The following is a 26102-nucleotide window of genomic DNA, read 5'->3' on the forward strand; positions in this document are numbered from 1 at the left end:
AGTTATGGAGAAGGAGAGTTAGCTGGCTGATGAAAATTAGTGTGGCTATTGGGGGGATGAGTTGTGCCGCCTGTGTGCGAAGAGTTGAACGGTCGCTCACAGGTGTTGAAGGCGTGAGTTCAGCTTCTGTAAATCTTGCAACTGGCAAAGCGACTCTGGATGTAACAGACTCCTTTAAGGAAGAAAAAGCCCGCGCTGCAATAGAGGAAAGCGGATATCAATGGTTGGGAATTGTGGATGAAGATGAAGGTCTTAGGTCCGCAATTGAGGAACTTCAGGCTCGTGATAAAAAGCGACTTCTTATAAAGCTTGTCGTAGGCTCTGTGTTTACCATTGCTATTCATGTTGCAATGTGGGGATCCCTTGATCCCAAAATATCTGAAATTATTCAATTTATATTTGCTTTTCCCGTTGTTTTCTGGGTGGGTAGCCCTTTTTTGATAGGCGCAATTAAAGCGGTTCGCAAAGGGACATCCGATATGAATACTCTCGTTTCTCTTGGTTCTCTTACTGCTTTTGTCTATTCGGCATCCCTGACTTTTTTCCCGCATTGGTTTCCCCATAATATGTCAGGTCATGGCGTCTATTACGATGGAGCCGCTATGATTGTTACGCTGGTTCTGCTGGGACGATTCTTGGAAGCAAGAACACGGGAGCGGGCTTCTCAAGCTATTAGAAAACTCCTTCAGCTTAAGCCCAACATGGCTAATATTGTGCTAGCTGACGGGAATACCCAGGAAGTTCCCGCAGATCGCATTTCTGTGGGTGATCACTTTATGGTGAAGCCTGGCGAAAGATGCCCTGTGGATGGTGTGGTTGTGGAAGGGAGTTCATCAGTAGATGAATCTATGCTAACCGGTGAGAGTGTTCCGGTTCATAAAAAAATAGGCGATCCCATCTATGCCGGAACTGTTAACATTGATGGAAGAATTATCTGTAGAGCGATCGCTCCGGTCGGACAAACTTTTTTAGATCAAATTGTCAGGCTCGTCGAAGAAGCTCAGGGCAGAAAGGCTGCTATTCAGAACTTTGCCGACAGGGTGGCCTCCGTTTTTGTGCCTATTGTTATAGCTATTGCCGTTGTGACCTTTCTTGTCTGGTGGCGTTTTTCTCCTGATATTTCTCGACCTCTTATGATGTGTGCTTCCGTTCTTGTTATTGCCTGCCCCTGCGCTCTGGGACTTGCAACTCCAACAGCAATTATGGTGGCAACAGGTATAGGAGCTGAAGAAGGTATTCTTTTCAAAGGTGGCGACGTTCTTGAATTGATGGGAAGGGTGCAAACGGTCATTTTTGATAAAACGGGTACTCTTACTGAAGGTAAGCCAATGGTTACAGATTTGATCCCTGCTAACGGTATGGCTCCTGATGAACTTCTTAGAATTGCTGGGGCAGTGGAAGAAGGATCCAACCATCCTCTGGCAGATGCTATTGTTAGAAAGGCAAAAGAACAGGGTGTGGAATTTGGAAAAGTGAAGGATGTAGTGGTAAAGCCTGGCTACGGCTCTATGGGCTGGTTGGAAAATCGCAGGATTTTTGTGGGTAGTGAGTTATTTGTTCGGGAGCAGGGCATATTTACCGACGATTGGTATTCGGTTTCGAACGTCCTTGCTCGGGAAGGCAAAACAGTTGTTTGGGTTGCTGTAGATGATTTCATAGCCGGTTTAATAGGTTGTTCTGACCGTCCCAAACCTGATGCTCCTGATGCTGTGAAAGAGTTAAGGTCTATGGGAGTCAGAGTAGTTATGTTGACCGGCGATAGACCTGAAGCTGCCCATTTTGTTGCGAAGCAGATTGGAATTGAAGACATATTAGCTGGAGTGCTACCAGATGAAAAAGCCAGGGTTGTTGAACGAATTCGGCGAGAAAGTCAGGCTCCGGTTGCTATGGTTGGTGACGGTATAAACGATGCTCCAGCTCTTGTCTCGGCTGATGTGGGGATTGCCATCGGTGCAGGGACTGACATAGCCGTAGAAGCTGGAGATGTGACTCTTATAGGTGAACGACTCTTAGGGGTAGTGTCTGCCTTTGTGCTGTCACGACATGCTTTGCGAGTGATCAAGCAGAACCTTTTCTGGGCTTTTTTTTACAATGTTTTAGGAATTCCATTGGCTGCTGGTGTATTTTACCCCCTTTTCGGGATTTCGCTTACCCCAACATGGGCGGCAGCAGCTATGGCAGCAAGTTCCGTTTCGGTTGTAAGTAATGCTCTAAGGCTTAGATGGATTTGGAAAAAATGGAGAATGTGAAGATTGAGAACAAAGTCAAAACATGCTAAAAAGTTTTTCGATGTTCGATTCGATTTATCTCCGGGGAGCAGGTTTTCATGGATGATGGAAATCATAAGGTGGAAAAAGAATTTCTTGTAATGAATAGGCAGGGAATTCACGCTCGAGTCGCAGCACAAATTGTGGATCTTGTGCAAAGGTTTAATGCAGAAGTTTGGCTTGCGAAAGGAAGTCGTCGAGCAAGTGCGAAGAATATTTTGGATGTTCTTACACTTGCCTGTGGCTACGGTTCAAAAGTCTTGGTAACGGCTGAAGGTCCAGACGCCCAGGAAGCGGTGGAGGCGCTGGGAGTCCTATTCAGAAAAAGGTTTGGCGAAGTATAGCTCGATGGGGGAAAGTTCTCGCAAAATTAAGGGTGTTGGCGTATCTCAAGGGATTGCTATTGGTAAAGCCTTCGTAGTTCGAAGAGGACCAGTTTCAATTCCTTATTATACTCTTTGGAGCGATGAAGCCATTGATGAAGAATGCAAAAGATTTGAAGAAGCTGTGAGACTTGTTGATGAAGATCTTTCCGGCATAAAGAAAAGCCTCAGGAATGATCTGCGAGAATATGCTTCTTTACTTGATGCCTATAGGCTTATGCTTCGAGATAAGATTATTTATGATGGCACTTTGGAGCTTATTCGTGAAAAACAACTGAATGCGCTCTGGGCTTTATCGCTTACTTTTGAAAAATTCCGAAAAATATTCGATGACAGTGAAAGTGCCAACGTTGCTGATCGTGTTTACGATGTTGGATCGGTCGTTGACCGCCTTATGAGAAGGCTTTCTGGGAGTCAGGATGATATTTTCTCTCCCATTAAAGAGCGATCTATTCTGGTGACCTATGACCTTTCTCCGTCTGATGCGGCGCAGCTTCCTCTAGAAAAGGTTATGGCTTTTGTGCTTGATATAGGAGGCAAAACATCCCACACAGCCATTATTGCACGATCTCTCAATATCCCCGCTGTTATGGCGACAGGACAAGCATCGAAAAAGATACAAACGGGAGATTTGCTCATCGTTGACGGAACTTCAGGGGAAGTTTTGGTAAATCCATCCGAAGATGAAATTCAACATTATGTCGAGCTTCAGCTTAGTTTAGATACCTATCTTCGTGATATTGCTAGAAAATCTTCTCTTCCTGCTATTACTCGTGATGGAATCCGGGTCGTTGTCGAAGCTAATATTGAACTCTTAGAAGAAATCGTTGCAGCAAAAGATAGTGGTGCTGAAGGAATAGGGCTTTTTAGAACAGAGTTTGGATTTATGAATCGGGATGAACTGCCCACAGAAGAGGAACTTTTTCATGAATATCGTCAACTTGCCGAATTGATGGCTCCAGGTGAGGTTATTATAAGGACTCTTGACGTTGGCTCTGATAAACTCAGTGCTTGGTTCCCTTTGCTCTATGAACCAAACCCGGCTCTGGGATTGAGATCGATAAGGTTTTGCCTGAAGCATCCAGAAATTTTCAAGATGCAGATGAAAGCAATTTTGAGAGCTGGGTCTGTGGCGAAAAATGTGAGAATGATGTTCCCGCTTGTTTCTGGAGTTGGCGAGTTGCGAGCGGTAAAGGCTATACTAAGAGAAGTTAAAGAAGAACTCCAGCGTGCTCGAATTCCTTTTGATGAAGGGATGCTCATAGGAATCATGATTGAAGTGCCCTCTGCGGTAGCTATCGCTGATTTGCTTGCTGGAGAAGTTGATTTCTTTAGTGTTGGAACCAACGACCTCATCCAATACGCTCTTGCCATAGATAGACAGAATGAACATGTAGCTCACCTTTTTGATGCTCTCCACCCGGGTATTTTGAGGATGCTTCATGTTACGGTAAGGGAAGGGCATAGAGCTGGTATTCCCGTTAGTGTATGTGGTGAGATGGCGGGGGAGCCTTTTTATGTGCCTATTTTGCTTGGGCTTGGTTTTGACAAACTGAGCATGAATCCGCAGTCTATTCCAAGAGTGAAAAATCTAATCAGCCGTTCGTTCAAAAAGCAATGCGAGTCCTTTGTTCAAGAAATCCTTAATAAGGATACTCCTGAGGATATTCATGAGTTGCTCATGGAAACCATTGCGAAGCAGTTCCCCGAAGAGTATCATTTCTTCCACAGCGGGTTTCTTGTTTAGCATCTTTTGTGAAAGGGTGTTTTGTAATGAAAAGCAATAAAGAAGAAGGTATTAAAATAGTTTGCCAGAATAGAAAGGCTTTCCACGATTTCGATATCGTGGAAACAATAGAAGCAGGAATTGCTCTGACTGGAACGGAGGTTAAGGCTCTAAGGGAAGGAAGAGCTAATCTCAAGGACAGCTATGCGAAAGTTAAAAGAGGGGAAATATTCCTTTATGGTATGCATATAAGCCCATACAGTCACGGAGGATTTAGCAATCATGATCCCGAACGTCCTCGAAAACTTCTTCTTCATAAAAGAGAGATTTTGAGATTTGGTGGAAAGGTTCAGGAAAAGGGCTTTTCCATCGTTCCAACTAAAGTATATTTTCGCAAGGGGAAAGCGAAGGTTGAATTAGCTCTAGTGCGTGGTAAAAAGCTTCATGATAAGCGAGATGCCATAAAGAAAAGAGAAGAAGCTAGAGAAATGGATCGCCTTAGGAAGAAATACAAAATCAGTTGATAATCATTCTGAAGAGTAATGAGAGGTTGCCATGGGACTGAGGATGGAATGCATGTGTCTTCAGTGTGGGATTTCTCATTATATTCCCCTGGAAGATATTTCAATGGAAGTTGCCGCTGGTTTTGACTATCCCATAGTGGCCAACATATTTTGTAGTCAGTGTGGGGGAATTCTTTTCGTAGTTGGTAAAGAAGGAGAACAACCGCGTTACATAACTGGGCAGTAGAAATTGCTGAAACATTTCGATTGTATGTAAGTTGGGGTTGTTTAACAGCTAATGTGATGGTGTTTTGAAAGATCAAAGTATAGGTGGAAAATTTTTCATTCCTTCACAGCCTCTGAGGGTGTTCGAAAAAATAGCGACGATAACCCGAGGTTGCCGTATCGTAGGGGCATGGCATGCCATGCCCCTACATATGATGCACTATTCCAACCAACGATCTTATTCCAGCGTGATCAAAACGTAAGAACTTAAAAAGATTCCAAATAAAGGATAATTTCCGAACCCCTTCACAGCCTCTTGACAAGACTTGATAATTTCGTGTATTAATTCAACGTCAATTTTGGTGGTCGTAGGCACGTAGCTCAGGGGGAGAGCGCTACCTTGACGCGGTAGAGGCCGACGGTTCGAAACCGTCCGTGCCTACCATTTAGACTTGGAAACGCAACACGCAGGGATGCTCAAGGAAGAGTTCCCTGCGTGTTTTTTTATGGGGTTGGTGAGATTATAGCTCCAAACCTTTGATGTTTTGGTGTAGCTCTCTTGTTTTTTCCATTCGCACTCGATCCCGATCTTTGGCCAGTTCATCTAATTCTTGTTGGAGAGGAACAAGATGGGGAGCATCGTGAGGAACTCCCTGAGCGTGAGCGTCTATAAAAGTTCGATAAAGTTTTATCATCCGAGCGATAAGCCACACAGGATATTCACGCCCCTGGACTTTAAGCGTAGCCAGACCAATGTCCATGTAGTCCCAGAGTTCCTTTCCGTTTATGGCAAAGGCAACGTTGGGATGCTTTCTGATACGTTCGTTGATAGCTTCAATTTCTGTTTCTGACCTGCCGCGCTTAGATAGCACCTTATGCCGTTGTTCGTCCGTTAAAAGACAAAGCCGAAAACAGCTTCCACTTCGATCTGGCCAGCCTTCATATTCAACGATTTCATTACCTTCTTCGTCGTAATAGATCTTTTTGATGTAACAATCGCTTATGAGTTCGTGAAAAGCGCAGTTTCCGACGCCACCAACACATCGATTTCCATGTATAAGCACTTCCGTGGCAACTCCAAATTGGTCTGCCGCTTCCTTAAAGGCTCTGAGTTTTTCAACCGTGTTAATCTCAGTGCTGGCTACGATCTGGGATACGCCGTATGACTTGTATTCAGCAATTTGCTTTGGGGTCTGGATGTTGCAACCCACGCTTGCATGAATAACCAGTTGTGGAAAGTTATCTCGAACCATTTGCATAACTGCTGGAGTCTTAACTATTACGCCTTCTGCTCCCCATGAGGCGTATTTTGCAACTTTGCGCATAACCAGCATGAATTTGTCTTGAGGAATTTCAGCGTTTATGGCCACACGGATTTTCTTGTTTCCATAGCTTCTTGCCAATTCAATAGCTTCCCTTATTTGGGAGTCTTCCATCTCCCAGGCACACTTCCTCCTGCTAAATCCCTTTGATCCTACATAAACGGCATCTGCCCCGCTCTGGATAACTGCTTCGACCATTTCCAGGTTTCCACCTGGCGCTAAAAGTTCATTAATCGGTGCCATAGTAAAAAACCTCCTTAAGGATAAGGACGAATTTATGAAGATCTAAGAGCCAAACGCACGGTTGTCCACGGAAAAAGGCGTCCTGGACAATCTGTGTTGGCTCCAGGAACATCTCTGTGTCCCATCATATTTGATGAAGGAATGCGGTAATAGTTCATGAGAGCTTTAACAAGCACTATGAGTGAATTAATTTGGGCTTGAGTAGGAGTTGTTTCGTTAAAATTTCCCACTAGAGCAATTCCAATGCCTACGGAATTCATACCACCCGCTTTGCAGTGGGCTCCATCCTCCTGCTTTATCCATCTTGGGGATATTTCAATTTGCCCATCCCCTTTTCCTAAAGTGCCGTTATCGATCAAAAAGTGATACCCCAGTCCATTTACAAATCCTCGCATCTGATGGCTTTCGTGAATGGTGAAAGCCTTGCCAATTTCCGTTGCCGTATGGTGTATTATAATATAACGCCATTTTGTTGAAGGATAAAGAGATATGATGTTTCTAAAGTAAGCGGCATTGGGAATTACTAATTTTTGCCCCACCTCTAGAGTATCAGATTTTAGGTTATTAGCCTTGCGAATAGCTTCTATAGAAACACCATACATTTTGGCTATGCGCCATAGAGTTTCAAGCGGCGCTACTTCATGAACTACTGTTGTTTGGGAACCTCTGGGTATCCACAAAGTCTTTTCTATCACCTGAGTCTTTGAAGGTGTGGATGGAGCGGATGGCGATAAAACGGGAGGTTGAGGATGGTAATATCCAGGATAAGGCGTGGCAACGGGCGATCTGGAGCAACCTCCACACCATAAGCTGGGAATGGTTAATATTATAACCAGCAGAATTTTTAAGAAAAGTTGAGTTCGCACCATTCGGATCTTAAGCAATCGTCAAAATAATCAATGGTTCTCTTTAATCCTTCCCTTAGCGGGGTTTTTGGTTCCCATTGGAGCACTGTCTTTGCTAAAGTAATATCAGGACATCGCCGTTTTGGATCGTCTTCAGGAAGTGGAAGAAAAACCAATTCTGACCTGGATCCGATAAGTTCTATGATTGTTTCCGCTAATTCCAATATGGTGACTTCCTCGGGATTTCCAAGATTGACGGGACCAGTAAAAGAATCAGGAGTATTGTTCATAAGCCTCACTAATCCTTCAATCATATCGTCAACATAACAAAAAGATCGTGTTTGAGAACCATCACCGTAAATGGTTATTGGTCTGTTGCGAAGAGCCTGTAAGATGAAATTAGACACTACTCGACCGTCGTTTGGATGCATTCTCGGACCGTAAGTGTTAAAAATTCGTGCTACCTTTATTTTTACGCCATGCTGTCTGTGGTAGTCGAAAAATAAAGTTTCCGCACAGCGTTTTCCTTCATCATAGCAGGCTCTCGGCCCCAGAGGATTAACATTGCCTCGGTAATCTTCTCTTTGAGGATGGACTTCGGGATCACCATAAACTTCTGAAGTAGAAGCTTGTAGTATCTTCGCTTTTGTTCTTTTTGCAAGCCCCAGCATATTGATAGAGCCGTGCACATTAACTTTTGTGGTTTGGACAGGGTCAAACTGATAGTGAATCGGCGATGCAGGACAGGCTAAATTGTAAATTTCGTCAATTTCTAGATAAAGAGGGAAAGTAATATCATGTCGCATAAGTTCAAAGTAAGGATTTCCTATTAGGTGCTCAATATTTACTTTGGATCCTGTGTAGAAATTATCGACGCAAATAACATCAGCATGTTCCTTAAGTAATCGTTCACAGAGATGAGAACCAAGAAAGCCAGCTCCACCAGTTACGAGAACCTTTTTTCTCCAACCTTTCATTTAACTACCTCCCAAAAGGGTTATAGGTCTTTTTAACTTCCCGAATTATAGATCGTCAAATACCTTACTTCAAGGTATAATGAACAAGAAAAGATTTTGTATGGCCTAAAAGTATAGTAATAAAAGAATTCTACAGAGATGTACGGTTGAGGGATCTACTTAATCTTCAGTTAATGAAATAAAAAATAGGATAACAAAATGAAGATTGGACTTAGGGGGCGCATTCTTTGCCTGGTTTTGGGACTTCTTGGAATTAACATTGTGGGAGCCTTACTTACAATTCTTTATGCTCACACCGTTTATCACATATATTCGGAAACCATTATGCGTTCTGTGAATATGCTTGTTCTGGCTGAAAAAATGGAGACAGCCCTTGTGATGCAAAAAGGTTACGTCACCTATTTCTTTCTTAGTGGCGATGATCAATGGCTGGAGCGACTGGAGAAATTTCACAGAGATTTTACCAAATCTTTAGAAGAATCGCTAAAAATGTCTGCTGATCAAGAGTCTTCCGGGATTCTTAATGAGATTAAGAGAGCTTATGAGGATTTTGCCCAGGGGAGAGACAAGGTCATTAACATGTATAGAGACGGTAGAGTTGCAGAGGCTGTAGAACTTCATTGGAGTGTGCGAGATAAATTCCATCAGATCTATGATCTTACTGAAAAATTTAAGCTGGTTTTCGAAAGCAAAATTACAGAGGCAAATGAATCTTACAAAGGAGAAACCAGATTTGTTACTATATCAGCAATGGTTGCTATCCCTTTCTCTCTTGTTATCGCTCTGTTTCTTGGATGGATCCTAATAAAGCAAGTGTTGAACCCTGTTAGATTTCTAGCTCATACACTTGGTAGAGGTGATTTTATGCAGGAGGAATTTGTCCCTTCACCGGATGAAATTACAGAATTGAGGCGCAGAGTCGAGAGACTACTTGAAGTGGTTGATACCGCTGAAAATGCTCTCAGAGAAAGCAGAGAACATCTAATTCAGTCGGAAAAAATGGCTCTTGTTGGACGACTTGCTGCGGGAGTTGCCCACAGCGTTCTTAACCCTCTCACTTCTGTCAAAATGAGGCTATATTCTCTCGATCGAACTCTTCAGCTTACACCTACTCAACGGGAGGATTTTGAAGTTGTGTCAGAAGAAATCCGCCATATAGAAACCATACTGAGAAACTTTCTTGAATTTTCTAGACCCCCGAAACCAGTTCTTCAGACCCTTAGTCTTTCTGATGTGGTGGACATGGCACTTCAACTTCTTCGGCACAGGCTTGAATCTTACAATGTTAATATTGTCATCAAGCGGGACGGAAGACTTCCCCCTATTCAGGGAGATCCAGATCAACTTAAAGAAGTTTTGGTTAATTTGATTCTTAATGCCTGTGAAGCTATGGGAGAGGGGGGAACGATAGAGATTGAAGAAACTGAAGGAGTGATGGAACCAGAAGGTCGAATTATTATAGTTAAGGTAAAAGATACAGGACCAGGTATCCCACCGGAAATTGTTAGTAAAATATTTGAGCCTTTTTTTACCACCAAGGAGGATGGCTCAGGGCTTGGACTCAGTATAGCAAAGCGTATTGTTGAAGACCACGGCGGTTGGATTCACTGCACATCTCACGAAGGACAGGGTGCTGTTTTCATAATTGCTTTGCCCTGTAAGGAGAAGGAAAAGTGGCTAAGATCCTGGTAGTTGATGATGATCCACAGCTTCGTAAAAGCTTTGAACGTATACTCACGCCACAGGGATATGTGGTTAAAAGTGCTCCTACAGCCGAGGCGGCTATAGAGATTGTTCGCGATAGTGTTCCTGATCTTGTAGTTATGGACGTAAGACTTCCCGGAATGAGCGGACTTGAAGGATTTGAGGAGATAAAAAAAATTGAACCAAGACTTCCTGTGATAATCATGACAGCCTATGGGACAACTGAGACGGCTATAGAAGCGACAAAACGAGGTGCCTTCGACTACATTCTTAAGCCCTTTGATATTCCTGAAATGCTCAAAATGATTGAACAGGCTCTTAAAGCCGGAAAGTTCATGCGATCCAGAGTAACGGTAGATGCAGAGCCTGGGAAGGATTACTCATCTGACGCCCTTATTGGTCGTAGCCAAGCTATGCAGGAAATCTTCAAGGCCATTGGGAGGGTAGCTCCCACCGACGCAACTGTTCTAATTCGGGGAGAATCGGGAACGGGGAAAGAATTGGTAGCCCGCGCTATTTATCAACACAGCGCCAGAGCTGATAAACCCTTCCTTGTAATCAACTGCGTTGCCATCCCGGAAACTCTGCTTGAGAGCGAACTTTTTGGTTACGAAAAGGGAGCATTTACGGGTGCTCACAGTCGCCGTATAGGAAAAATTGAACAGGCTCACGGAGGAACTATCTTTCTGGACGAAATAGGGGATATGCCTCTCTCTATTCAGGCAAAGCTCCTTCGACTTCTTCAAGAAAGGAGTATAGAAAGGCTTGGAGGAAGAAACCCAATCCCTGTTGATGTTAGAATTATAGCAGCTACAAATCGTGATCTGGAATCAGCTGTGGCGGAAGGACGCTTCCGTTCAGATCTTTATTACCGCCTTAAGGTGGTAGCGCTTGAGTTACCACCTCTAAAGGAGCGCCGTGAGGATATTGGTATTTTAACTGATTATTTTCTTGCCAGATACTCTGCCGAAATGGGCATACCTAATCCGGGGATAACCCCTGATGCGAAGGCTTTTATGGAAGCCCTTGACTGGCCGGGCAATGTGCGAGAACTCGCAAACACAATAAAAAAGGTGCTCATATTCAACCGTGGGATGCCTGTTACAAGAGAAGAAATTGCGGAAGCAGTGGGACATAGCGTAACTAAAAGCAGGGGAGGCGATGTTAGCCAAGTAAGGGATCTTCTTAGTCAATGGGTTCGGCAGGAACTCCTTAACCGTCAAAGTGATCATATTTTTGATGATTTAGTTGCAGAAGTGGAGGCGGAAATTATCCGACAAGGGCTGGAAATAGTCAGTGGAAATAGGTCTAAGGCGGCAAAACTTCTTGGACTCTCCCGTCCCACTCTTATTGCCCGCATAGAAAAGCACGGGATTAAAATCCAGACCCAAGTTTCGTCTGATGACTGAATCCAAAATTCTTGGCTTGACAAGAATGATGTTTCTTGGATCAATTTGATCGTTTGATTGATCAATCTTAATAGTAAAGGTGAGTTAAAAAATGGAAGATGTAACAAAGGAAAGAATTTTATCCGCTGCAGAAAGACTCTTTGCAAGCAAAGGTTATGATGCGGTTACGATCCGCGAGATTACTTCAAAAGCTCGGTGCAATCTTTCTTTGGTTTATTACTACTTTGGAAGCAAGAAAAATCTCTATCTTGAGGTTTTCAAAAACCGATGGGCTCAACGAGCTAGAGAATTACACGAGACTTTCTTTGGAGCTATCGAAAAGCGAAAGCCTCAAACGCTTGAAGAAATTGTAAGAATTCTTACGGAAATCTATCTCGAGAGAAAAATGGATGCCGAAAATATCCAGGTTCATCTTCAGCTTATAGCTCGTGAACTCCAGAAACCCACTGAAGCGCTAGATTTTATTTTCCATGAGGTAATGAAGCCGTTTTTTACGAGGCTTGAAGAATTAGTCCGTCCTTTCATGAATCCTGCTGTGCTCCATGAGGATGTTGTGCTTTCACTCTTCAGCATTTTTGCTCAGATTATACATTTTATTCACTCTCGCCACGTGCTTCCCAAAATTATGGAACGCCCTTTTGACGCTGCGATGAAAGAATTATTGGTTAAGCACATAACGAATCTTTCCCTCCATGGCATGAATTCTTTAATGGTCAAGCAACACTAGGGGTTCTGTCGATTGAACTAACAAAAGGGAGAAAATGATATGCCGGATCAAGAAGAAAACAAAGCTCTACAAGTTCTTGATGGACTTAGAAGCTTTATGGAAAGCCGGGTGGTGTTTACGGCTGTAGAGCTTGGAATTTTCGATTTGATTGAGCGAAGTTCTTCAGCGCCTATGGCTCAAAATATCGCTAGCGAACTTCACACAGATTTGCGAGCCACTATGCGCCTTCTGGACTGTCTTGTAGCTCTCGGGTTTCTTAACAAGACAGACAAAGGCGAATACCAACTCAATGAAAGGGGATCCTACCTTACATCTTCTCATCCTTATTCCGTGCTCCCAATGGTTCAACATCAGTCTTTTCTCTGGAAAAATTGGTCACACCTTACAGATGCTGTTCGCCACGGGTTTAATCCTTATCGCGAAGGGGTGATGAGTTCGCCGGAATCAAAGCGGGCTTTCATTCAGGCTATGCATGTAATTGCCAGAACACTGGCTAAGGATATTGTAGCAGGTTATGATGCATCTTGGGCGAAGAAGCTTCTCGATATTGGTTGCGCCTCCGGAACTTATGCCGTAGCTTTTCTTTCTGTTTATCCCACAATGAAAGCCGTCCTGTTTGATTTGCCTGATGTTATTCCCTTTGCCGAAGAACGCATTGAAAAGGCGGGACTTTCCGATAGGGTTTCTTTCATTGCCGGAGATTTCTACACCGACGAACTACCTGAAGGATGTGATCTGGTTTTTTTGTCTGCCATAATCCATCAAAATAGTCCCCAGGAAAACATTGATCTTTTCAAGAAAGTTTTTAGAGCTCTGGAGCCAGGGGGCAGAATTTTGATTAGAGATCATGTTATGAGTGAAGACAGAATCTGGCCCCCTGCTGGAACTCTTTTCGCTCTCAATATGCTTGTGGTAACTCCCGCAGGAGATACCTACACTTTTTCGGAGCTTTCCGAATTTTTAAAAGAAGCTGGTTTTGAAAACGTCCGACTTGTAAGATCCGGTCATAAGATGGATTGTCTGGTGGAAGCTCACAAGCTCTAAGCGTTTTTCTCACTTTCTTTTTTATCTCTTACGCAGTATATGCCTTCGCCTTTTCTGGCGGGACCAAAACAGAGATTATCGGATACGCATAGAGCCGGTCGAATGTCTCCCTGTTGCCAGTGTTTTACGAGAAAAGGCTCACGGATAAGAGGGCGACTCATTGCAACAAAATCGGCGATCCCTTCGCGAATAATTTGTTCCGCCGTATCGTAAGATCGGATTCCTCCAACCAAAATAAGGGGAATTTTTACTGTGTTTTTAAGCCTTTTAGCAGCTTCTGCATAATAAGGCGGAACCTTGTCTTTGCTTCTTTTGTGAATTCTTACAGGGATCAGATCGTTTGATATTATAGTTCCGCCACTTAACTCAATAGCATCGATGCCCTCCGATTCTAAAATACGCGCTGTCTCAACCATATCGTCCACTGATAAACCGCCTTCTAAGAAATCTTCTGAGTTCATTTTTATTAACACGGGAAAAGATTCTCCCACTTCTTTTCTTATTGATCGTAGGACCTCAATAACTATTTGGGCTCTTCTTTTTACATCACCACCGTATGAGTCCGATCGCTTATTAAAATATGGGGAGAGAAATTGACTCAAAAGATATCCGTGAGCGGCGTGAATCTGAACACCATCAAATCCAGCATCTTTGGCTCTTTTAGCAGCTTCCCCGAAACAGTTGACAATTCTGACAATATCTTCCTGTGACATCTCTCTCGCTTTTTTGAAAGCGCTTGGTGCTAAAGGGGTTAGGTCTTTTTTTTCCGAAATCCCAATAGCAAATGCCCCGGCGTGAGCAAGTTGAAGAACAATTTTTCCAGCTTTTTCATGGACTGCCGTTGTCATCTTTTTAAGACCATCTACAACTGAATCGTTATGGGCACCGAGTTGCCACGGACTTGCTTTGCCATCTTCCGATACGAAAGCATGACCTGTTATGATGAGTCCCACACCACCTTGAGCCAACTCAATCATCTTATCTATAAGCTTTTCGGTTACTCTTCCATCTTCTTCTGTTGCAAGCCCTTCCCAGGTTGCAGATCTGACAAATCGGTTTTTGAGAGTCATAGATCCAATATGTGCTTGCTCAAAAAGCATTTTTATCCTCCAGTTTTTTGAAGTGTGAACATTGTCAGACCAATACTGGTGAGCCGCGATACTATCCCAAAGCCCGTGAAATGTTCTTCTGTTATTTCTTCTAAGCTGTTTCTGCTATCGGCGTATAGAAAACCTATGGTTTGTTTTTTAACGTTAATAGGTGCAACGCAACAGGGTATATTAACAAACGATGAAATCAGGGGATGTTTGATAAGTTCAGCTATGTCGTTAGGGATTGCTTTGTTAATCCATATTGGGTCAGTGGTATTCATGAGGTGCGAAAATAGATGAGGTTTTGGTTCGTTTAGCGGAATTTTTTCCGGGAGAAGAAGAGCCCTTACGCCGGGGCGAATAAAGCTATGCCTTACAAAACAGGATTTTTTATCCGGGGTTAATAAGAGAAGGAGCACAACATCCATGTTTAAGCCTTTGTATATTAATTCCATAGCTAGCGAAAAAAAAGCATTAAGATCCTTAAACCCACTATGTATAAGCGACACTATGTCATTAGAGATATTTACGAACAAACGAAAGTCTATTTCGGACCTTTTCTCATCTAAAAGGATATCCTGTTCCTCAGTTTCATCTGTTTTGCTAGTATCAAGAATTGTTTCAGATGTGGGAATTGATTCTGAGTCGTATTCATGGGTAACCAAGACAGGGAGAAAATGGGCAAGCATGTTTTGAACTTCTCGAACACTTTCCTTGGTGATTTCCTTCAATTTTTCTTGCTTTAGTCTCAGGCTTTTTTCAAATTGTGTAAATTCCTTTTCAAAAGCATTCAGAATATCGTTTATATGTTCCTCGGATTTGGAGGTTAGAATCTCTTTTTTAAAAAAATGCTTCTTTGTAAGTTCACACGCTACCTTTACACATAGAATTTCAGGTGAAGAAACGTCTCCTGCGAAAAACCTTTCTAATATACTGGAGAGCTTCCATTTTGAAGTTATTTCCCTTGATAGATCTTTTACCGAAAAACCAAGTTCTTCTTTTTGAACTATTTCTAAATTTTGACCATTGCGTTTTGCCTTTTCTTCAATTTCTTCCAGCACATCAGGATCTATCAGCAGTTCTAAAGCCAATTCTCCTATATCGTAAAGCAAACCGGAGATGTATATTTCCTCAGGATAGGGACAACGAATGGCGCTTCCCAGATTTCTTGCCATGATTGCTCTAGCAAGGCTACGGACGAACAGTTCAGATATTCTCTTTCTTCTTCCTTTTTTGATGAGATCATCCAGGAGAGCTAATCCCAGAGCAATACCTTTAACATTCTGCAACCCTAGCAACATGATAGCTCGAGTAACTGTTTTTACGCGATCACCAGGGTTGAAAAAGGGACTATTGGCTATCTGGATTAGTTTTATAGCCATTCCTGGATCACCGAGAATTTTTTCTGCAAGCTTTGGAACGGGTTCTTGTGAGTTTTCAAGAGAACTTATGAATTCCAGAGTTCTCCTAAATACCGGAAAACCTTCTTCCTCAATTTTTTGAAGGCATTGTGTGATGTCCATAACCCCCTAAACTTGGTTTAATAAACGTCAGGATAGAGTAAATTCCCTGCTCGGATCTGAGCACGAGCAGGGAACAATTTACAGCGTCTCATTGATGAGATGTAATGTTAAAAGCCCCTTTACAAAGCGACGGCTTCAGAATTTGTTTGAGCATATTCTGGCACAACAGTCAAAGCGCCATTTTCTAATTTAACATGAACAGTGGCTCCTTCTCTTATTTCCCCAGATATTATCGCTCGAGCAAGCATCGTTTCAAGATTCCTCTGAATGTATCGTCTCAAAGGTCTCGCACCGTAAACAGGATCGTAGCCAGATCGAGCTATAAACTCACGTGCCTCATCAGAGAGCACAAGCTTAATGTGCCTGTCTTTTAATCGTTTTGCAACATCTTCTATCATGAGATCAACTATTCGTTTGATCTCTTCAAGTTTAAGCGTTTTGAATAGAATCACATCATCGACTCGGTTGAGAAACTCTGGCCTGAAATGACGTCTAAGTTCCGCCATAACGCTATTTCTGACCGACTCGGGAATTTCTCCGTTCGGTGTTAGTCCTTCGGTCAAATAATGTGAGCCGATATTACTGGTCATAATGATGATGGTGTTTTTGAAGTCCACCGTTCGCCCATGACCATCCGTAAGTCGTCCATCGTCAAGAATCTGAAGAAGCAGGTTGAATACATCCGGGTGAGCCTTTTCAATTTCATCAAATAGGATAACCGAGTAGGGCTTTCTTCTTACGGCTTCGGTCAATTGTCCTCCTTCTTCATATCCGACATATCCCGGAGGAGCTCCAATGAGCCGTGAAACTGTGTGTTTCTCCATGTATTCGCTCATATCAATGCGAATCATGTTTTCTTCCGTGTCAAAAAGAGCTTCTGCTAGAGTTTTGGCGAGCTCGGTTTTACCCACGCCAGTAGGTCCCAGGAAAATGAACGATCCTATGGGTCTTCTAGGATCTTTGATGCCCGATCGAGCGCGAAGCACAGCATCTGCTACCAATTGTACAGCTTCATCCTGACCAACTACTCGTCTATGGAGCACTTCGTCAAGCTTTAACAGTTTGTCTCGCTCGGTTTCGATTAGCTTTGATACGGGAATGCCAGTCCACCTCGACACAATTTCAGCAATTTCTTCTTCGGTAACTTCTTCTCGTAGTAGCCTTTTGCCTTTCTGAATTTTAGCCAGTTCTTCCTCTTTCTGAACCAGTTTAGCTCTTAGTTCAGGAAGTCGTCCATGCTTAAGTTCTGCGACTTTGTTCAGATCATACTGCCTTTCCGCAATCTCTATCTCTCGATTGACTCTCTCAATTTCTTCTCTAAGCGCCTGCACTTCCTTGATTGCGTTCTTTTCAGATTCCCATTGAGATTTCATCACATCAGCTTTTGCTCGCAGTTCGGCAAGCTCTTTCTGCACATTCTCGAGCCTTTCTTTGCTTGCTCGATCAGATTCTTTTTTGAGCGCTGTTTCTTCGATTTCAAGTTGCATGATTCGTCGCATAACTTCATCGAGTTCCGAAGGCATTGAATCTATTTCTGTGCGGATCATAGCGCAAGCTTCATCCACAAGGTCTATTGCCTTGTCCGGTAAGAAGCGGTCGGTAATGTATCTGTGAGAAAGAACCGCTGCTGCAACAAGAGCGCTGTCATGGATCTTAACGCCGTGGTGGACCTCATATCTTTCTTTAAGGCCTCGAAGTATTGAAATTGTATCTTCAACCGAAGGTTCTTCAACAAGAACAGGCTGGAAGCGTCTTTCTAAAGCGGGATCCTTTTCAATGTATTTTCTATACTCATCCAGTGTAGTGGCTCCGATGCAGTGGAGTTCTCCTCTGGCAAGCATTGGTTTTAGCATGTTTCCAGCGTCTATTGCGCCTTCAGCCTTTCCGGCTCCAACGATTGTGTGCAATTCGTCGATAAATAGGATGATTCTGCCTTCCGATTGCTTAATTTCCTGGAGAACGGCTTTGAGTCGCTCTTCGAATTCTCCTCTGTATTTGGCACCGGCTATTAGAGCGCCCATGTCGAGAGCAAAAATGTTTTTATCTTTTAGCCCTTCAGGGACGTCGCCCCGGACAATTCGGTGAGCAAGCCCTTCAACAATTGCCGTTTTACCGACCCCCGGTTCACCAATTAGCACGGGATTATTTTTGGTTTTTCGGCTGAGTATGCGAATAACACGCCGTATTTCGGCATCACGACCTATTACGGGATCAAGCTTACCACTACGAGCTTCCTGAACAAGATCACGTCCATACTTCTGAAGAGCTTCGTAAGTAACTTCAGGCGTTGCGCTCGTCACTCTCTGGTGACCTCTTACGGCGGTGAGAGCCTTTAGGATCGCATCTTTAGTGACCCCGAACTCCTGAAGGATACGCCCTAGAGACGTAGTATTTCCTTCATCTGCGATAGCCATCAGGATGTGTTCTACCGAAATATATTCATCTTTTAACCTTTTGGCTTCTTCTTCGGCTTTTACCAGAAGTTTTCCAAGCCGATGAGTAAGATAGACTTTCCCCGGTTCAATACCAGGTCCGCTTACTCGCGGCTTCTTTTCCAGTTCTTTCTCTACTCTAGTTTTCAAAGCTTCAATCGGGACACCCATAATTTGCATAAATCTGGGAACAAGACCGTCTGTCTGCTCAAGCAGAGCCATAAACAGATGTTCGGCATCCACTTCCTGGTGCCCATAGCGAATGGCTTTGGTTTGAGCCTGTTGTATGGCTTCTTGGGATTTTATAGTAAATTTACTGATATCCATTGTGAAAGTCCTCCTTACAGTCGTTTTTTAGGTAAAATTAAGATTGCAAATTATCCCCGCAAGGGGATAATGCCCTTTTTAGTTAAGATTAGGTTTTAATTGATATTTTTTGGGAACTGGGAAGCTGCTTGGATTTATAAAGGGTTATAACACCGAACCTAGTTCATCAATCAATCGAGTAATCCGTTCTTCGAGAATTCTTACTCTTTCTTCCAATGCTTCAAGTCGGCTAAGAAGATCCAGAACAACACCAATTCCTGCGTAGTTGATGCCCAGTTCATTTCTTAAGCACGATTTTTCTCACTATAGGGACAGCAGATTCATCAAAAAGCCATGCCCCATCTGCAGGATCTTTTTCTACAGGATCTATAAGACCTAAACAGACAAATCGCTCGATAAGTTCTGGATGTAAATCACACTGGGCAGCTATTTCTTCAATCTTCAGGTATGAACCTGACTTTGCGGACTTTACAAGATACGGTGTCATGATAGCATTACCTCCCGCTCCGGGATTCTTAAGTATTTAGTGCCGGCGTAGTGGCATACCGATGCCATTTTCTTTGGAGTAAGACCTATCGAGGATTAAAAGTAGATACATCTTTTAACCTTTCGAATAACTCTCGTTCTTCTCGAGAAAGATGTTTAGGAACCATAATCTGCACGACAGCGTATAAATCACCCGGAGCACCCTTTGGGTTTGGCATTCCCTTGCCTCGAAGCCTCAACTTTTGCCCGCTTTGAGTTCCGGGAGGAATGCGAATTGTTACAGATCCTGCGATAGTTCCAACCGTTACGTCTCCACCGAGAGCTGCTTCCCAGGGAGTAATTGGAAGATTCATATACAAATCACGTCCTTCAAGTCGATATACAGGATGGGGCTCTATTTCCACCTTCAGATAAAGATCGCCACTTCGGCCTCCTCCAATGCCCGGTTCTCCTTGACCGGCAAGACGAATCTTTTGCCCGGGCAGTATGCCAGCAGGGATTTTCACTTCGTAGGTTTTATTACTGTTTGGCAAAGTGATAATCTTTTCAGCACCGTAATAGGCATCTTCGAGAGAAATTCTAATCGTCGCTTCCTGGTCTGCTCCATCACGGACTCTTGTAAATCCGGATGTTCCGGTTCCGGCCTGACCTCTTCTCATGCCCCCAAAAAGCATTTCGAAGAAGTCGCTGAAGCCTGTTGAACCGCTTCCTTCAAAACCGAATATATCTTCGAAAATCTTCCCTGTGCCCGGCCCAAATCCGAAGTGCACTTCCCAGCCTGGTGGTGGAGTAAAGTCCTGTCCGGCTTTCCAATTAGTTCCCAGTTGATCGTATCTTTTGCGCTTTTCTGGATCCTTGAGCACCTCGTAGGCTTCGTTGATTTCTTTAAACTTCTCTTCTGCTCCGGGTTCTTTGTTAACGTCCGGATGATATTTCCGCGCAAGCTTCCGGTATGCTCGCTGAATTTCCTCCTGAGTAGCCGTGCGAGGAACGCCAAGAATTTCGTAGTAATCTTTATATTTCACCGCCATTTCCGATTACTCCAAGGACCTAGGAAGTAGGGGTGTAGCGATACTACACCCCGCAATTTTGGGATTATCGTTCTCTGAATTCAGCGTCTATTACGTCGTCACTTCCAGAAGCCTTGCGCCCCCCAGCTTCGGCTCCACCGGCTCCACCGTGCTGCTGGGATGTGCTCTGCTGATATGCCGCTGCTGCGATCATGTGGAGAGCCTGCTGGATGTCGCTGTTGAGTTGCTTGAATCGCTCAGCGCTTGTGCTTTCATCGTTAAGAGCTGCTTTAGCGTCCTCGATGAGTTTTTCACATCGGCTCTTTTCGTGAGGTGGCACTTTGTCTCCGAGTTCTTTGAGTGTCTTTTCGAGTTGATATGCGAGAGAATCCGTCTGGTTTTTCGCCTCGACTCTTTCTTTTCGTTTACGGTCCTCTTCAGCATACTGTTCGGCTTCTCGGAGCATTCGTTCGATTTCGCCCTTATCCAGGTTCGTAGATTCCGTAATAGTCACGGTCTGTTCTTTACCAGTTGCCATGTCCTTAGCTGTCACCTTGAGGATGCCGTTTGCGTCAGTGTCGAAGGTGACCTTAATCTGAGGCACACCTCTTGGTGCAGGCGGGATACCCTCAAGGCGGAATCTGCCGAGCACGCGGTTGTCTCGAGCCATATGACGTTCACCCTGGAGCACAACTATATCGACGGCTGTCTGATTGTCTTCGGCGGTTGTAAAGATTTCTTCACGTCGGCAAGGTATTGTTGTGTTGCGCTCTATGAGTTTGGTCATGACGCCACCGAGAGTTTCTATACCGAGAGAAAGTGGTGTGACATCGAGGAGCACAACGTCTTTTACCTCGCCTTTAATTATTGCCGCCTGAATCGCTGCTCCAACTGCAACAACTTCGTCAGGGTTTACGCTCATGTTTGGTTCTTTGCCGCCGGTGAGTCGCTTTACCAGGGCTTGCACCGCCGGAATACGGGTCGAACCGCCCACGAGAATAACCTCATCTATATCCTTTTCGGTAAGGTTAGCATCAGCAAGAGCCTGTTTGACTGGTCCCATGCAGCGTTCAATAAGATCTGCAACTAGCGATTCGAATTTGGCTCGAGTAATCTTCTTTACGAGATGCTTGGGTCCCGTTGCGTCGGCGGTGATGAACGGGAGATTGATTTCCGTCTCCATCACCGTGGAGAGTTCGCACTTTGCTTTTTCAGCTGCTTCGTATAGACGCTGTAGAGCCTGACGGTCATTTCGAAGATCTATCCCGGTGTCTTTTTTGAACTCGTCAGCTAGCCAATCGACTATTCGTTTGTCAAAGTCGTCGCCTCCCAGGTGTGTGTCACCGGCTGTTGAACGAACTTCACATACGCCGTCTCCAACATCGAGAATGGAAACGTCAAAGGTTCCACCGCCAAGGTCGAAAACAAGCACCGTTTCGTTCTTTTTCTTTTCTAGACCATAAGCGAGAGCAGCGGCCGTGGGCTCGTTGATGATTCTCAAAACCTTGAGCCCGGCTATTTCTCCCGCATTTTTGGTAGCTTGACGCTGAGCGTCATTGAAGTAAGCCGGCACAGTGATAACAGCTTCGGTTATTTTTTCGCCAAGGAACTTTGATGCATCTTCAACCAGCTTTCTTAGCACCTGAGCGGAAACTTCCTCAGGAGCTACAAGTTTTTCTCGGATGTCGAATCTAACAGCATCGTTGGGACCCTTAACAACCTTGTAAGGCACCATCTTGGATTCTTCTTCTACCTCATCCCAGCGCCTTCCTATGAAACGCTTTGCAGAATATATAGTAGCTGCCGGGTTCAGGATCGACTGTCTTTTTGCAATTTGTCCGACAAGTCTCTGACCATCTTCAGTAAATGCCACAACTGAAGGGGTTGTTCTGGATCCCTCGGCATTAGGAATTACTGTAGCTTTGCCGTTTTCCCACACGGCAATAACAGAGTTAGTAGTTCCCAAATCAATACCTACCGCCTTTCCCATTATTATCCTGCCTCCTTTTTATCCTGTTTTTTTGTCTTAAGATATTCTGGGCAACGCCCCATTGCCCTTTTTGCCTGTTTGGCTAGCTTAGAAATTAATCATGGATTTTTAAAATGCTAGTGGTTGCGAGTTAAAAAGGCAAAATTTTTGCAAGGTTATACCGCAAATTTTTAATTCGTAAGGACACTCGATTTTATTATGAACAAACCGCTATGTGTGCCAACTTCAGGTTTTCATCTTCAATTGTGAGCCTATTCTGGGGAGATCTTTATAATACCCCGCAGCCACAAAAACTGGGCTATCTTTGAGTAGTATTGATTCTAGCTATTTTTTTTGATATCCGAAAATTAATATCATTTAGCTTTTTGCCATTAACCTAATAACATGGGGGAGATGGGTATGGCTAAAAACTTCAAGTATGCTTTTGCGCTGAAATTTTTTTTAGCTTTTTTTGTTATGACTACAGGTCTCTACGCAAGGGATTGGGTTCATTCCCCTTTCTTCCTTCGGACAGAAGATGGACAAATAATAAATCCTCTAACAGGTGAAAATGCCAATCTGCCTTACAGTTCTCGCCAGACCTGTGGAGCTTGTCACAATTACGATGAAATAGTGAAAGGATATCATTTTCAGCAGGGATGGGATCGCATTAAAGACGATTTTAATCCCAAAAAACCGTGGGTTCTCTCCGACGGAATGATGGGTAAATTCTGACCTCCTTCTTTCCGCCAGTTGGCGAAAAAACATAATAAGACTCCGGATGAAATTGATCTGACAGTATTTGAATGGGTGAGCGTTGGTCCGACGGATCCCAAGCAAATAGGGCAGCCGGGTTGTGGTGGCTGTCACCCTGGTGGGGGAGGATTGGAATTTGACAGAGATGGAAAACGTTATGATAAGAGACTTAAAGAAGAGCCAAACCTGGTCAATACTCTTGATGGGGACTACTATAAAAGCAAGTGGGATAAGTCTGGTGTTGTGGAAGCGGACTGTCTCTTGTGCCATCTTCCAGGGTATAATTTTGTAGAGCGTAACAAACAACTTAAGATGTGGAATTATAAGTGGTCTTCAACTGCGTCGTCCGGCATTGGGCAAGTAAAGGGATTTGTAAGGGAGGGACAATCTCCAACGGTTACCTATAATAAACGTCTTTTTAACGAAGATGGACAAATCGTTTTGCCCATTTCATATCCACCTCCTTCAGAGAATTGTAATTTTTGTCATGGTATTTCTGATGCCAAGAAAAGAGGTTTTTCATGGAATGACCGAAAAAATCACGACGTCCACAATGCTAGAGGGCTTCATTGTGCTGACTGTCATCCGGCAATAGATGATCCCCAAAAAGGGGTTAAGAAGATCAATCATCAGTTTGCAAAAGGTAATGAGAATGTATCCACTGTTAGAGATGATTTTGATAATACGATAATGACCTGCAGGGAGTGCCACCAGAAGGGATATATAGGTGCTCCACGTCCATCTCATCTTTCCATACGACCTAATCATCTGGAAAAGCTTTCCTGTGAGTTTTGTCATATTCCGGTTCTTCATATTGCGGCTGGAGAAGGATTTGATGTTACTACAGGCAATATGGTTAATTACCCCAAAATAAACTTAAAAGATCCTGCAAATTCACCCAAATCTATTGGTGAATACTTCGACTGGCATCCTCGTTACGGAAGGATAAAAAGCGGTTTGCTGGCGCCAGTGAATCCTCTACTGGGAATTGTCTATACGAATCTTGACAGTGACGGAATCTATTATCCTCTCTTCGCCCGAGAAATTAAGAAAGCCTATGAAAAAATTAAAGACACTTTGAAACCATCTAATCCACAACGGCCAGAATTACACACACCTGAACAAATCAAACTCATGTTGACCTCTCTTACTGAGACACTGAAAGGGAATGCTCGCTTCCATCAGATTAGGCCCAACTACCATAAGGGTGGGAAAATTTATTATTTGAATGATCAAGGTGATGTTGTGGTTGAAGAAGATCATACCTGGGCAGCACATGCTGAAGGGTTTAATATTAACCACAATGTTGCGCCTGCTGGGATGGCTTTGGGTGCTAGAGGCTGTGCTGATTGCCATTCGAGCGAATCTCACGTTTTCAAGGGACAAGTTGTGACAGATCTTTTTGGACCGGATGGTAAGCCTGTGACAATAAATTCGGGAAGACTTATCGGATGTTCTCCCTGGGTTTTTGCTTTGAACCAATTTCATCAACTGTATCTTACTCCTTATGTAAGTATCTTTATATTGCTCATTGTCTTTGCGTTAGTGCTTCATTACACGGGGCAGGGTCCAAAGGTTGCCGATTTCTATGATGCTCCTGCTACAATTGAGTGGTTTTCTCTTGCTGAAAGATGGACTCATCTGTTTAGGCTTGTGTCTTTCTTAATTTTAGCTTTTACTGGATACATCTTCTTCTATAACAACGTCACCCTTCTCAGAATGTCTTTCGGAACTCCCAAAACTGCTGTAGTTGTGCACTGGGTAGCAGGGATTGTGTTTCTGATTGCTTCTGGCGTGTCTTTGAAGCTCTGGGCTTCTTATGCTCGCTTTGCTCCGTATGATAAGGAATGGCTTGAGAAAAAAGGCGGATATATTGGTGGCAAAGAGGTGGAAGTTCCTGCTGGCAGGATGAACGCCGGGCAAAAAATATTCTTCTGGTTTACGACGGTTCTCAGTGTGATTATGGGTATCACGGGTGTTCCGCTCATATTCAAGACAAGTCTTCCATTGAGCCTGAGTTGTCTCTTATCAACGATACACGGTTTCTTTGCAGTTGTTTTCTTTGCTGGTGTTATTGCTCATGCCTATCTTGGCACTATCGCCAATCCAGGGACCTGGCGAATACTGGTGGACGGAAAGGTTAGCAAAACCTGGATTAAAAAGCATCATTCCGTTTGGTATAAGGAGCATGTTGAAAAAGATGAATCTACGCCAAATAAAGATACCAAGGAATCCAGTAACGATAATTCAATATCTTCTTGACAATTAGTTCGGTTTTGGCTAAACAGAAATCCGCCGTGGCGAGGTAGCTCAGACGGTAGAGCAGTGGACTGAAAATCCTCGTGTCCCCAGTTCGATTCTGGGCCTCGCCACCACAATTTCATGTTCAGGTTCGGTCTGATTATCCATTACAGATTGGGATAGCTCACAAGGCAATTCCCCATGAAGCGAAGCCCGCAACAAGCGGGTTTTGCTTTTTATTAGGTAGGAAAGTGTCATGAAGATTAAAGAAGTTGTGCATCATTCTGAAGACGAACTGATCTCTAGGCTCAGGGAAGTTAGATTACTAAAAAAACCGGATGTTCTTATCTACAAAAATTGCACAATATCGCTTGAACGAATTTCCACCGATTGGCTTTATCCTACCCAGCGTTACGTGCTTATACAGGAATTAGAGAAAGTTCGTAACCTTCAATGGGCTTTGAAAGAACTTGGTTATGATATGTTCAACCTTAATGGTTTTCTGGAATTGTGGATGGAGGGAAAAGACCAGCCTGTAACTCTACTTCCTCCCGTGGTGGAAGAATCGATAGAAGCTAATGGATCCGTTGTGGTTCTCATAAATGACGGTATGCATAGACTTTATCTTGCTCGCTCTCAGTGGGTGATTCCACAGGTCGTTTATGTTAGGGGAATTCCTAAGGAGTATCCATACTATGCCTATCCAAACCCCCGCCAGTGGGAAGGTATTGATGTTATTGATGAACTTCCTCCAGGTTATATAAAGAAATGGCACAGGATTGCGAATTATCACAGTCTTTATAGAAATTTCAATTCAGCCTTTTCATCGGTAGGTGCACCTAGAGGAAGGTTCACCAAGGAGTGAGAGTGTTCTAAAAAACTCCGTAATAGA

21 protein-coding genes and 2 tRNA genes are annotated in these 26102 nt (G+C 43.6%); 14 read left to right on the plus strand and 9 right to left on the minus strand.

Features of this window, described 5'->3' with window-relative positions; translation table 11 throughout:
• The first annotated feature begins 29 nt into the window (after positions 1–29).
• The 6 genes from WHS38_02475 to WHS38_02500 all read left to right on the plus strand — a co-directional run bounded on the left by WHS38_02475 (position 30) and on the right by WHS38_02500 (position 5549).
• On the plus strand, positions 30–2249 hold the full coding sequence (locus tag WHS38_02475; GenBank protein ID MEJ5299836.1) for a heavy metal translocating P-type ATPase: 2220 nt from the start codon (positions 30–32) through the stop codon (positions 2247–2249).
• 77 nt (positions 2250–2326) lie between these two features.
• The gene (locus WHS38_02480) at positions 2327–2611 is read left to right on the plus strand and encodes an HPr family phosphocarrier protein (protein MEJ5299837.1); all 285 of its coding nucleotides are present in this window, start codon (positions 2327–2329) and stop codon (positions 2609–2611) included.
• Between the two features lie 4 nt (positions 2612–2615).
• Positions 2616–4397, plus strand: a complete 1782-nt coding sequence (ptsP, locus tag WHS38_02485; GenBank protein MEJ5299838.1) for a phosphoenolpyruvate--protein phosphotransferase — start codon at positions 2616–2618, stop codon at positions 4395–4397.
• Between the two features lie 26 nt (positions 4398–4423).
• A complete protein-coding gene (gene smpB, locus WHS38_02490) occupies positions 4424–4900 on the plus strand; it encodes an SsrA-binding protein SmpB (protein ID MEJ5299839.1) in 477 nt (158 codons plus the stop codon).
• A 31-nt stretch (positions 4901–4931) separates the two neighbouring features.
• Positions 4932–5126 (plus strand): hypothetical protein, encoded by a 195-nt coding sequence (locus tag WHS38_02495; protein ID MEJ5299840.1) that lies wholly within the window; start codon positions 4932–4934, stop codon positions 5124–5126.
• Positions 5127–5474: 348 nt separating this feature from the next.
• Positions 5475–5549 (plus strand) — tRNA-Val (locus tag WHS38_02500).
• A gap of 76 nt (positions 5550–5625) precedes the next feature.
• Here the strand turns inward: WHS38_02500 and WHS38_02505 are convergent.
• The 3 genes from WHS38_02505 to WHS38_02515 are packed head-to-tail and all read right to left on the minus strand — an operon-like array spanning position 5626 to position 8491.
• The gene (locus WHS38_02505) at positions 5626–6669 is read right to left on the minus strand and encodes a peptidase U32 family protein (protein ID MEJ5299841.1); all 1044 of its coding nucleotides are present in this window, start codon (positions 6667–6669) and stop codon (positions 5626–5628) included.
• A 32-nt stretch (positions 6670–6701) separates the two neighbouring features.
• Complete coding sequence (locus tag WHS38_02510) at positions 6702–7538, minus strand: N-acetylmuramoyl-L-alanine amidase (GenBank protein MEJ5299842.1); 837 nt, start codon at positions 7536–7538, stop codon at positions 6702–6704.
• Positions 7514–8491: a UDP-glucuronic acid decarboxylase family protein gene (locus WHS38_02515; GenBank protein ID MEJ5299843.1), complete on the minus strand. Its 978-nt coding sequence runs from the start codon at positions 8489–8491 to the stop codon at positions 7514–7516. Before WHS38_02515 ends, WHS38_02510 begins: the two co-directional genes overlap by 25 nt.
• 198 nt (positions 8492–8689) lie before the next feature.
• On the opposite strand from WHS38_02515, the gene WHS38_02520 reads away from it, so the two are divergent.
• The 4 genes from WHS38_02520 (at position 8690) to WHS38_02535 (ending at position 13375) form a co-directional block, all read left to right on the plus strand.
• Positions 8690–10183 carry an ATP-binding protein gene (locus tag WHS38_02520; GenBank protein MEJ5299844.1) on the plus strand — a complete coding sequence of 498 codons (1494 nt, stop codon included), beginning with the start codon at positions 8690–8692 and terminating at the stop codon, positions 10181–10183.
• Positions 10165–11604 (plus strand): sigma-54 dependent transcriptional regulator, encoded by a 1440-nt coding sequence (locus WHS38_02525; GenBank protein ID MEJ5299845.1) that lies wholly within the window; start codon positions 10165–10167, stop codon positions 11602–11604. The genes WHS38_02520 and WHS38_02525 overlap by 19 nt, the downstream gene beginning before the upstream one ends.
• A gap of 91 nt (positions 11605–11695) precedes the next feature.
• Positions 11696–12331: a CerR family C-terminal domain-containing protein gene (locus tag WHS38_02530; GenBank protein MEJ5299846.1), complete on the plus strand. Its 636-nt coding sequence runs from the start codon at positions 11696–11698 to the stop codon at positions 12329–12331.
• 39 nt (positions 12332–12370) lie between these two features.
• Positions 12371–13375 (plus strand): methyltransferase, encoded by a 1005-nt coding sequence (locus WHS38_02535; GenBank protein MEJ5299847.1) that lies wholly within the window; start codon positions 12371–12373, stop codon positions 13373–13375.
• Here the strand turns inward: WHS38_02535 and WHS38_02540 are convergent.
• From WHS38_02540 to dnaK, 6 genes are all read right to left on the minus strand, one after another.
• Positions 13372–14475 carry an NADH:flavin oxidoreductase gene (locus WHS38_02540; protein MEJ5299848.1) on the minus strand — a complete coding sequence of 368 codons (1104 nt, stop codon included), beginning with the start codon at positions 14473–14475 and terminating at the stop codon, positions 13372–13374. The two genes, WHS38_02535 and WHS38_02540, sit on opposite strands and share 4 nt — an antisense overlap.
• Before the next feature lie 2 nt (positions 14476–14477).
• On the minus strand, positions 14478–15989 hold the full coding sequence (locus tag WHS38_02545) for an HDOD domain-containing protein (GenBank protein MEJ5299849.1): 1512 nt from the start codon (positions 15987–15989) through the stop codon (positions 14478–14480).
• A gap of 119 nt (positions 15990–16108) precedes the next feature.
• Positions 16109–18748, minus strand: a complete 2640-nt coding sequence (clpB, locus tag WHS38_02550) for an ATP-dependent chaperone ClpB (protein MEJ5299850.1) — start codon at positions 18746–18748, stop codon at positions 16109–16111.
• A gap of 277 nt (positions 18749–19025) precedes the next feature.
• A complete protein-coding gene (locus WHS38_02555; GenBank protein ID MEJ5299851.1) occupies positions 19026–19235 on the minus strand; it encodes a hypothetical protein in 210 nt (69 codons plus the stop codon).
• Positions 19236–19320: 85 nt separating this feature from the next.
• Positions 19321–20265 carry a DnaJ C-terminal domain-containing protein gene (locus WHS38_02560; GenBank protein MEJ5299852.1) on the minus strand — a complete coding sequence of 315 codons (945 nt, stop codon included), beginning with the start codon at positions 20263–20265 and terminating at the stop codon, positions 19321–19323.
• Between the two features lie 64 nt (positions 20266–20329).
• On the minus strand, positions 20330–22234 hold the full coding sequence (gene dnaK, locus WHS38_02565; protein ID MEJ5299853.1) for a molecular chaperone DnaK: 1905 nt from the start codon (positions 22232–22234) through the stop codon (positions 20330–20332).
• A 399-nt stretch (positions 22235–22633) separates the two neighbouring features.
• Between dnaK and WHS38_02570 the strand changes: the two genes are divergently transcribed.
• The 4 genes from WHS38_02570 to WHS38_02585 all read left to right on the plus strand — a co-directional run bounded on the left by WHS38_02570 (position 22634) and on the right by WHS38_02585 (position 26075).
• The gene (locus tag WHS38_02570; GenBank protein MEJ5299854.1) at positions 22634–22948 is read left to right on the plus strand and encodes a hypothetical protein; all 315 of its coding nucleotides are present in this window, start codon (positions 22634–22636) and stop codon (positions 22946–22948) included.
• 150 nt (positions 22949–23098) lie between these two features.
• Entirely contained in the window at positions 23099–25231 is a 2133-nt protein-coding gene (locus tag WHS38_02575) for a formate dehydrogenase subunit gamma (protein MEJ5299855.1), read from the plus strand.
• Between the two features lie 37 nt (positions 25232–25268).
• Positions 25269–25344, plus strand: a tRNA-Phe gene (locus WHS38_02580).
• A 122-nt stretch (positions 25345–25466) separates the two neighbouring features.
• Complete coding sequence (locus tag WHS38_02585; GenBank protein ID MEJ5299856.1) at positions 25467–26075, plus strand: hypothetical protein; 609 nt, start codon at positions 25467–25469, stop codon at positions 26073–26075.
• The last annotated feature ends 27 nt before the right edge of the window (positions 26076–26102 follow it).

The organism is Thermodesulforhabdaceae bacterium (assembly GCA_037482015.1).
Taxonomy (GTDB): domain Bacteria; phylum Desulfobacterota; class Syntrophobacteria; order Syntrophobacterales; family Thermodesulforhabdaceae; genus JAOACS01.

Bases quoted from the DNA above. Each gene is read 5' to 3' on its own strand.
- WHS38_02475 (MEJ5299836.1), top strand. From the start codon at position 30: ATGAAAATTAGTGTGGCTATTGGGGGGATGAGTTGTGCCGCCTGTGTG.
- WHS38_02480 (MEJ5299837.1), top strand. From the start codon at position 2,327: ATGGATGATGGAAATCATAAGGTGGAAAAAGAATTTCTTGTAATGAAT.
- ptsP (MEJ5299838.1), top strand. From the start codon at position 2,616: ATGGGGGAAAGTTCTCGCAAAATTAAGGGTGTTGGCGTATCTCAAGGG.
- smpB (MEJ5299839.1), top strand. From the start codon at position 4,424: ATGAAAAGCAATAAAGAAGAAGGTATTAAAATAGTTTGCCAGAATAGA.
- WHS38_02495 (MEJ5299840.1), top strand. From the start codon at position 4,932: ATGGGACTGAGGATGGAATGCATGTGTCTTCAGTGTGGGATTTCTCAT.
- WHS38_02505 (MEJ5299841.1), bottom strand. From the start codon at position 6,669: ATGGCACCGATTAATGAACTTTTAGCGCCAGGTGGAAACCTGGAAATG.
- WHS38_02510 (MEJ5299842.1), bottom strand. From the start codon at position 7,538: ATGGTGCGAACTCAACTTTTCTTAAAAATTCTGCTGGTTATAATATTA.
- WHS38_02515 (MEJ5299843.1), bottom strand. From the start codon at position 8,491: ATGAAAGGTTGGAGAAAAAAGGTTCTCGTAACTGGTGGAGCTGGCTTT.
- WHS38_02520 (MEJ5299844.1), top strand. From the start codon at position 8,690: ATGAAGATTGGACTTAGGGGGCGCATTCTTTGCCTGGTTTTGGGACTT.
- WHS38_02530 (MEJ5299846.1), top strand. From the start codon at position 11,696: ATGGAAGATGTAACAAAGGAAAGAATTTTATCCGCTGCAGAAAGACTC.
- WHS38_02535 (MEJ5299847.1), top strand. From the start codon at position 12,371: ATGCCGGATCAAGAAGAAAACAAAGCTCTACAAGTTCTTGATGGACTT.
- WHS38_02540 (MEJ5299848.1), bottom strand. From the start codon at position 14,475: ATGCTTTTTGAGCAAGCACATATTGGATCTATGACTCTCAAAAACCGA.
- WHS38_02545 (MEJ5299849.1), bottom strand. From the start codon at position 15,989: ATGGACATCACACAATGCCTTCAAAAAATTGAGGAAGAAGGTTTTCCG.
- clpB (MEJ5299850.1), bottom strand. From the start codon at position 18,748: ATGGATATCAGTAAATTTACTATAAAATCCCAAGAAGCCATACAACAG.
- WHS38_02555 (MEJ5299851.1), bottom strand. From the start codon at position 19,235: ATGACACCGTATCTTGTAAAGTCCGCAAAGTCAGGTTCATACCTGAAG.
- WHS38_02560 (MEJ5299852.1), bottom strand. From the start codon at position 20,265: ATGGCGGTGAAATATAAAGATTACTACGAAATTCTTGGCGTTCCTCGC.
- dnaK (MEJ5299853.1), bottom strand. From the start codon at position 22,234: ATGGGAAAGGCGGTAGGTATTGATTTGGGAACTACTAACTCTGTTATT.
- WHS38_02570 (MEJ5299854.1), top strand. From the start codon at position 22,634: ATGGCTAAAAACTTCAAGTATGCTTTTGCGCTGAAATTTTTTTTAGCT.
- WHS38_02585 (MEJ5299856.1), top strand. From the start codon at position 25,467: ATGAAGATTAAAGAAGTTGTGCATCATTCTGAAGACGAACTGATCTCT.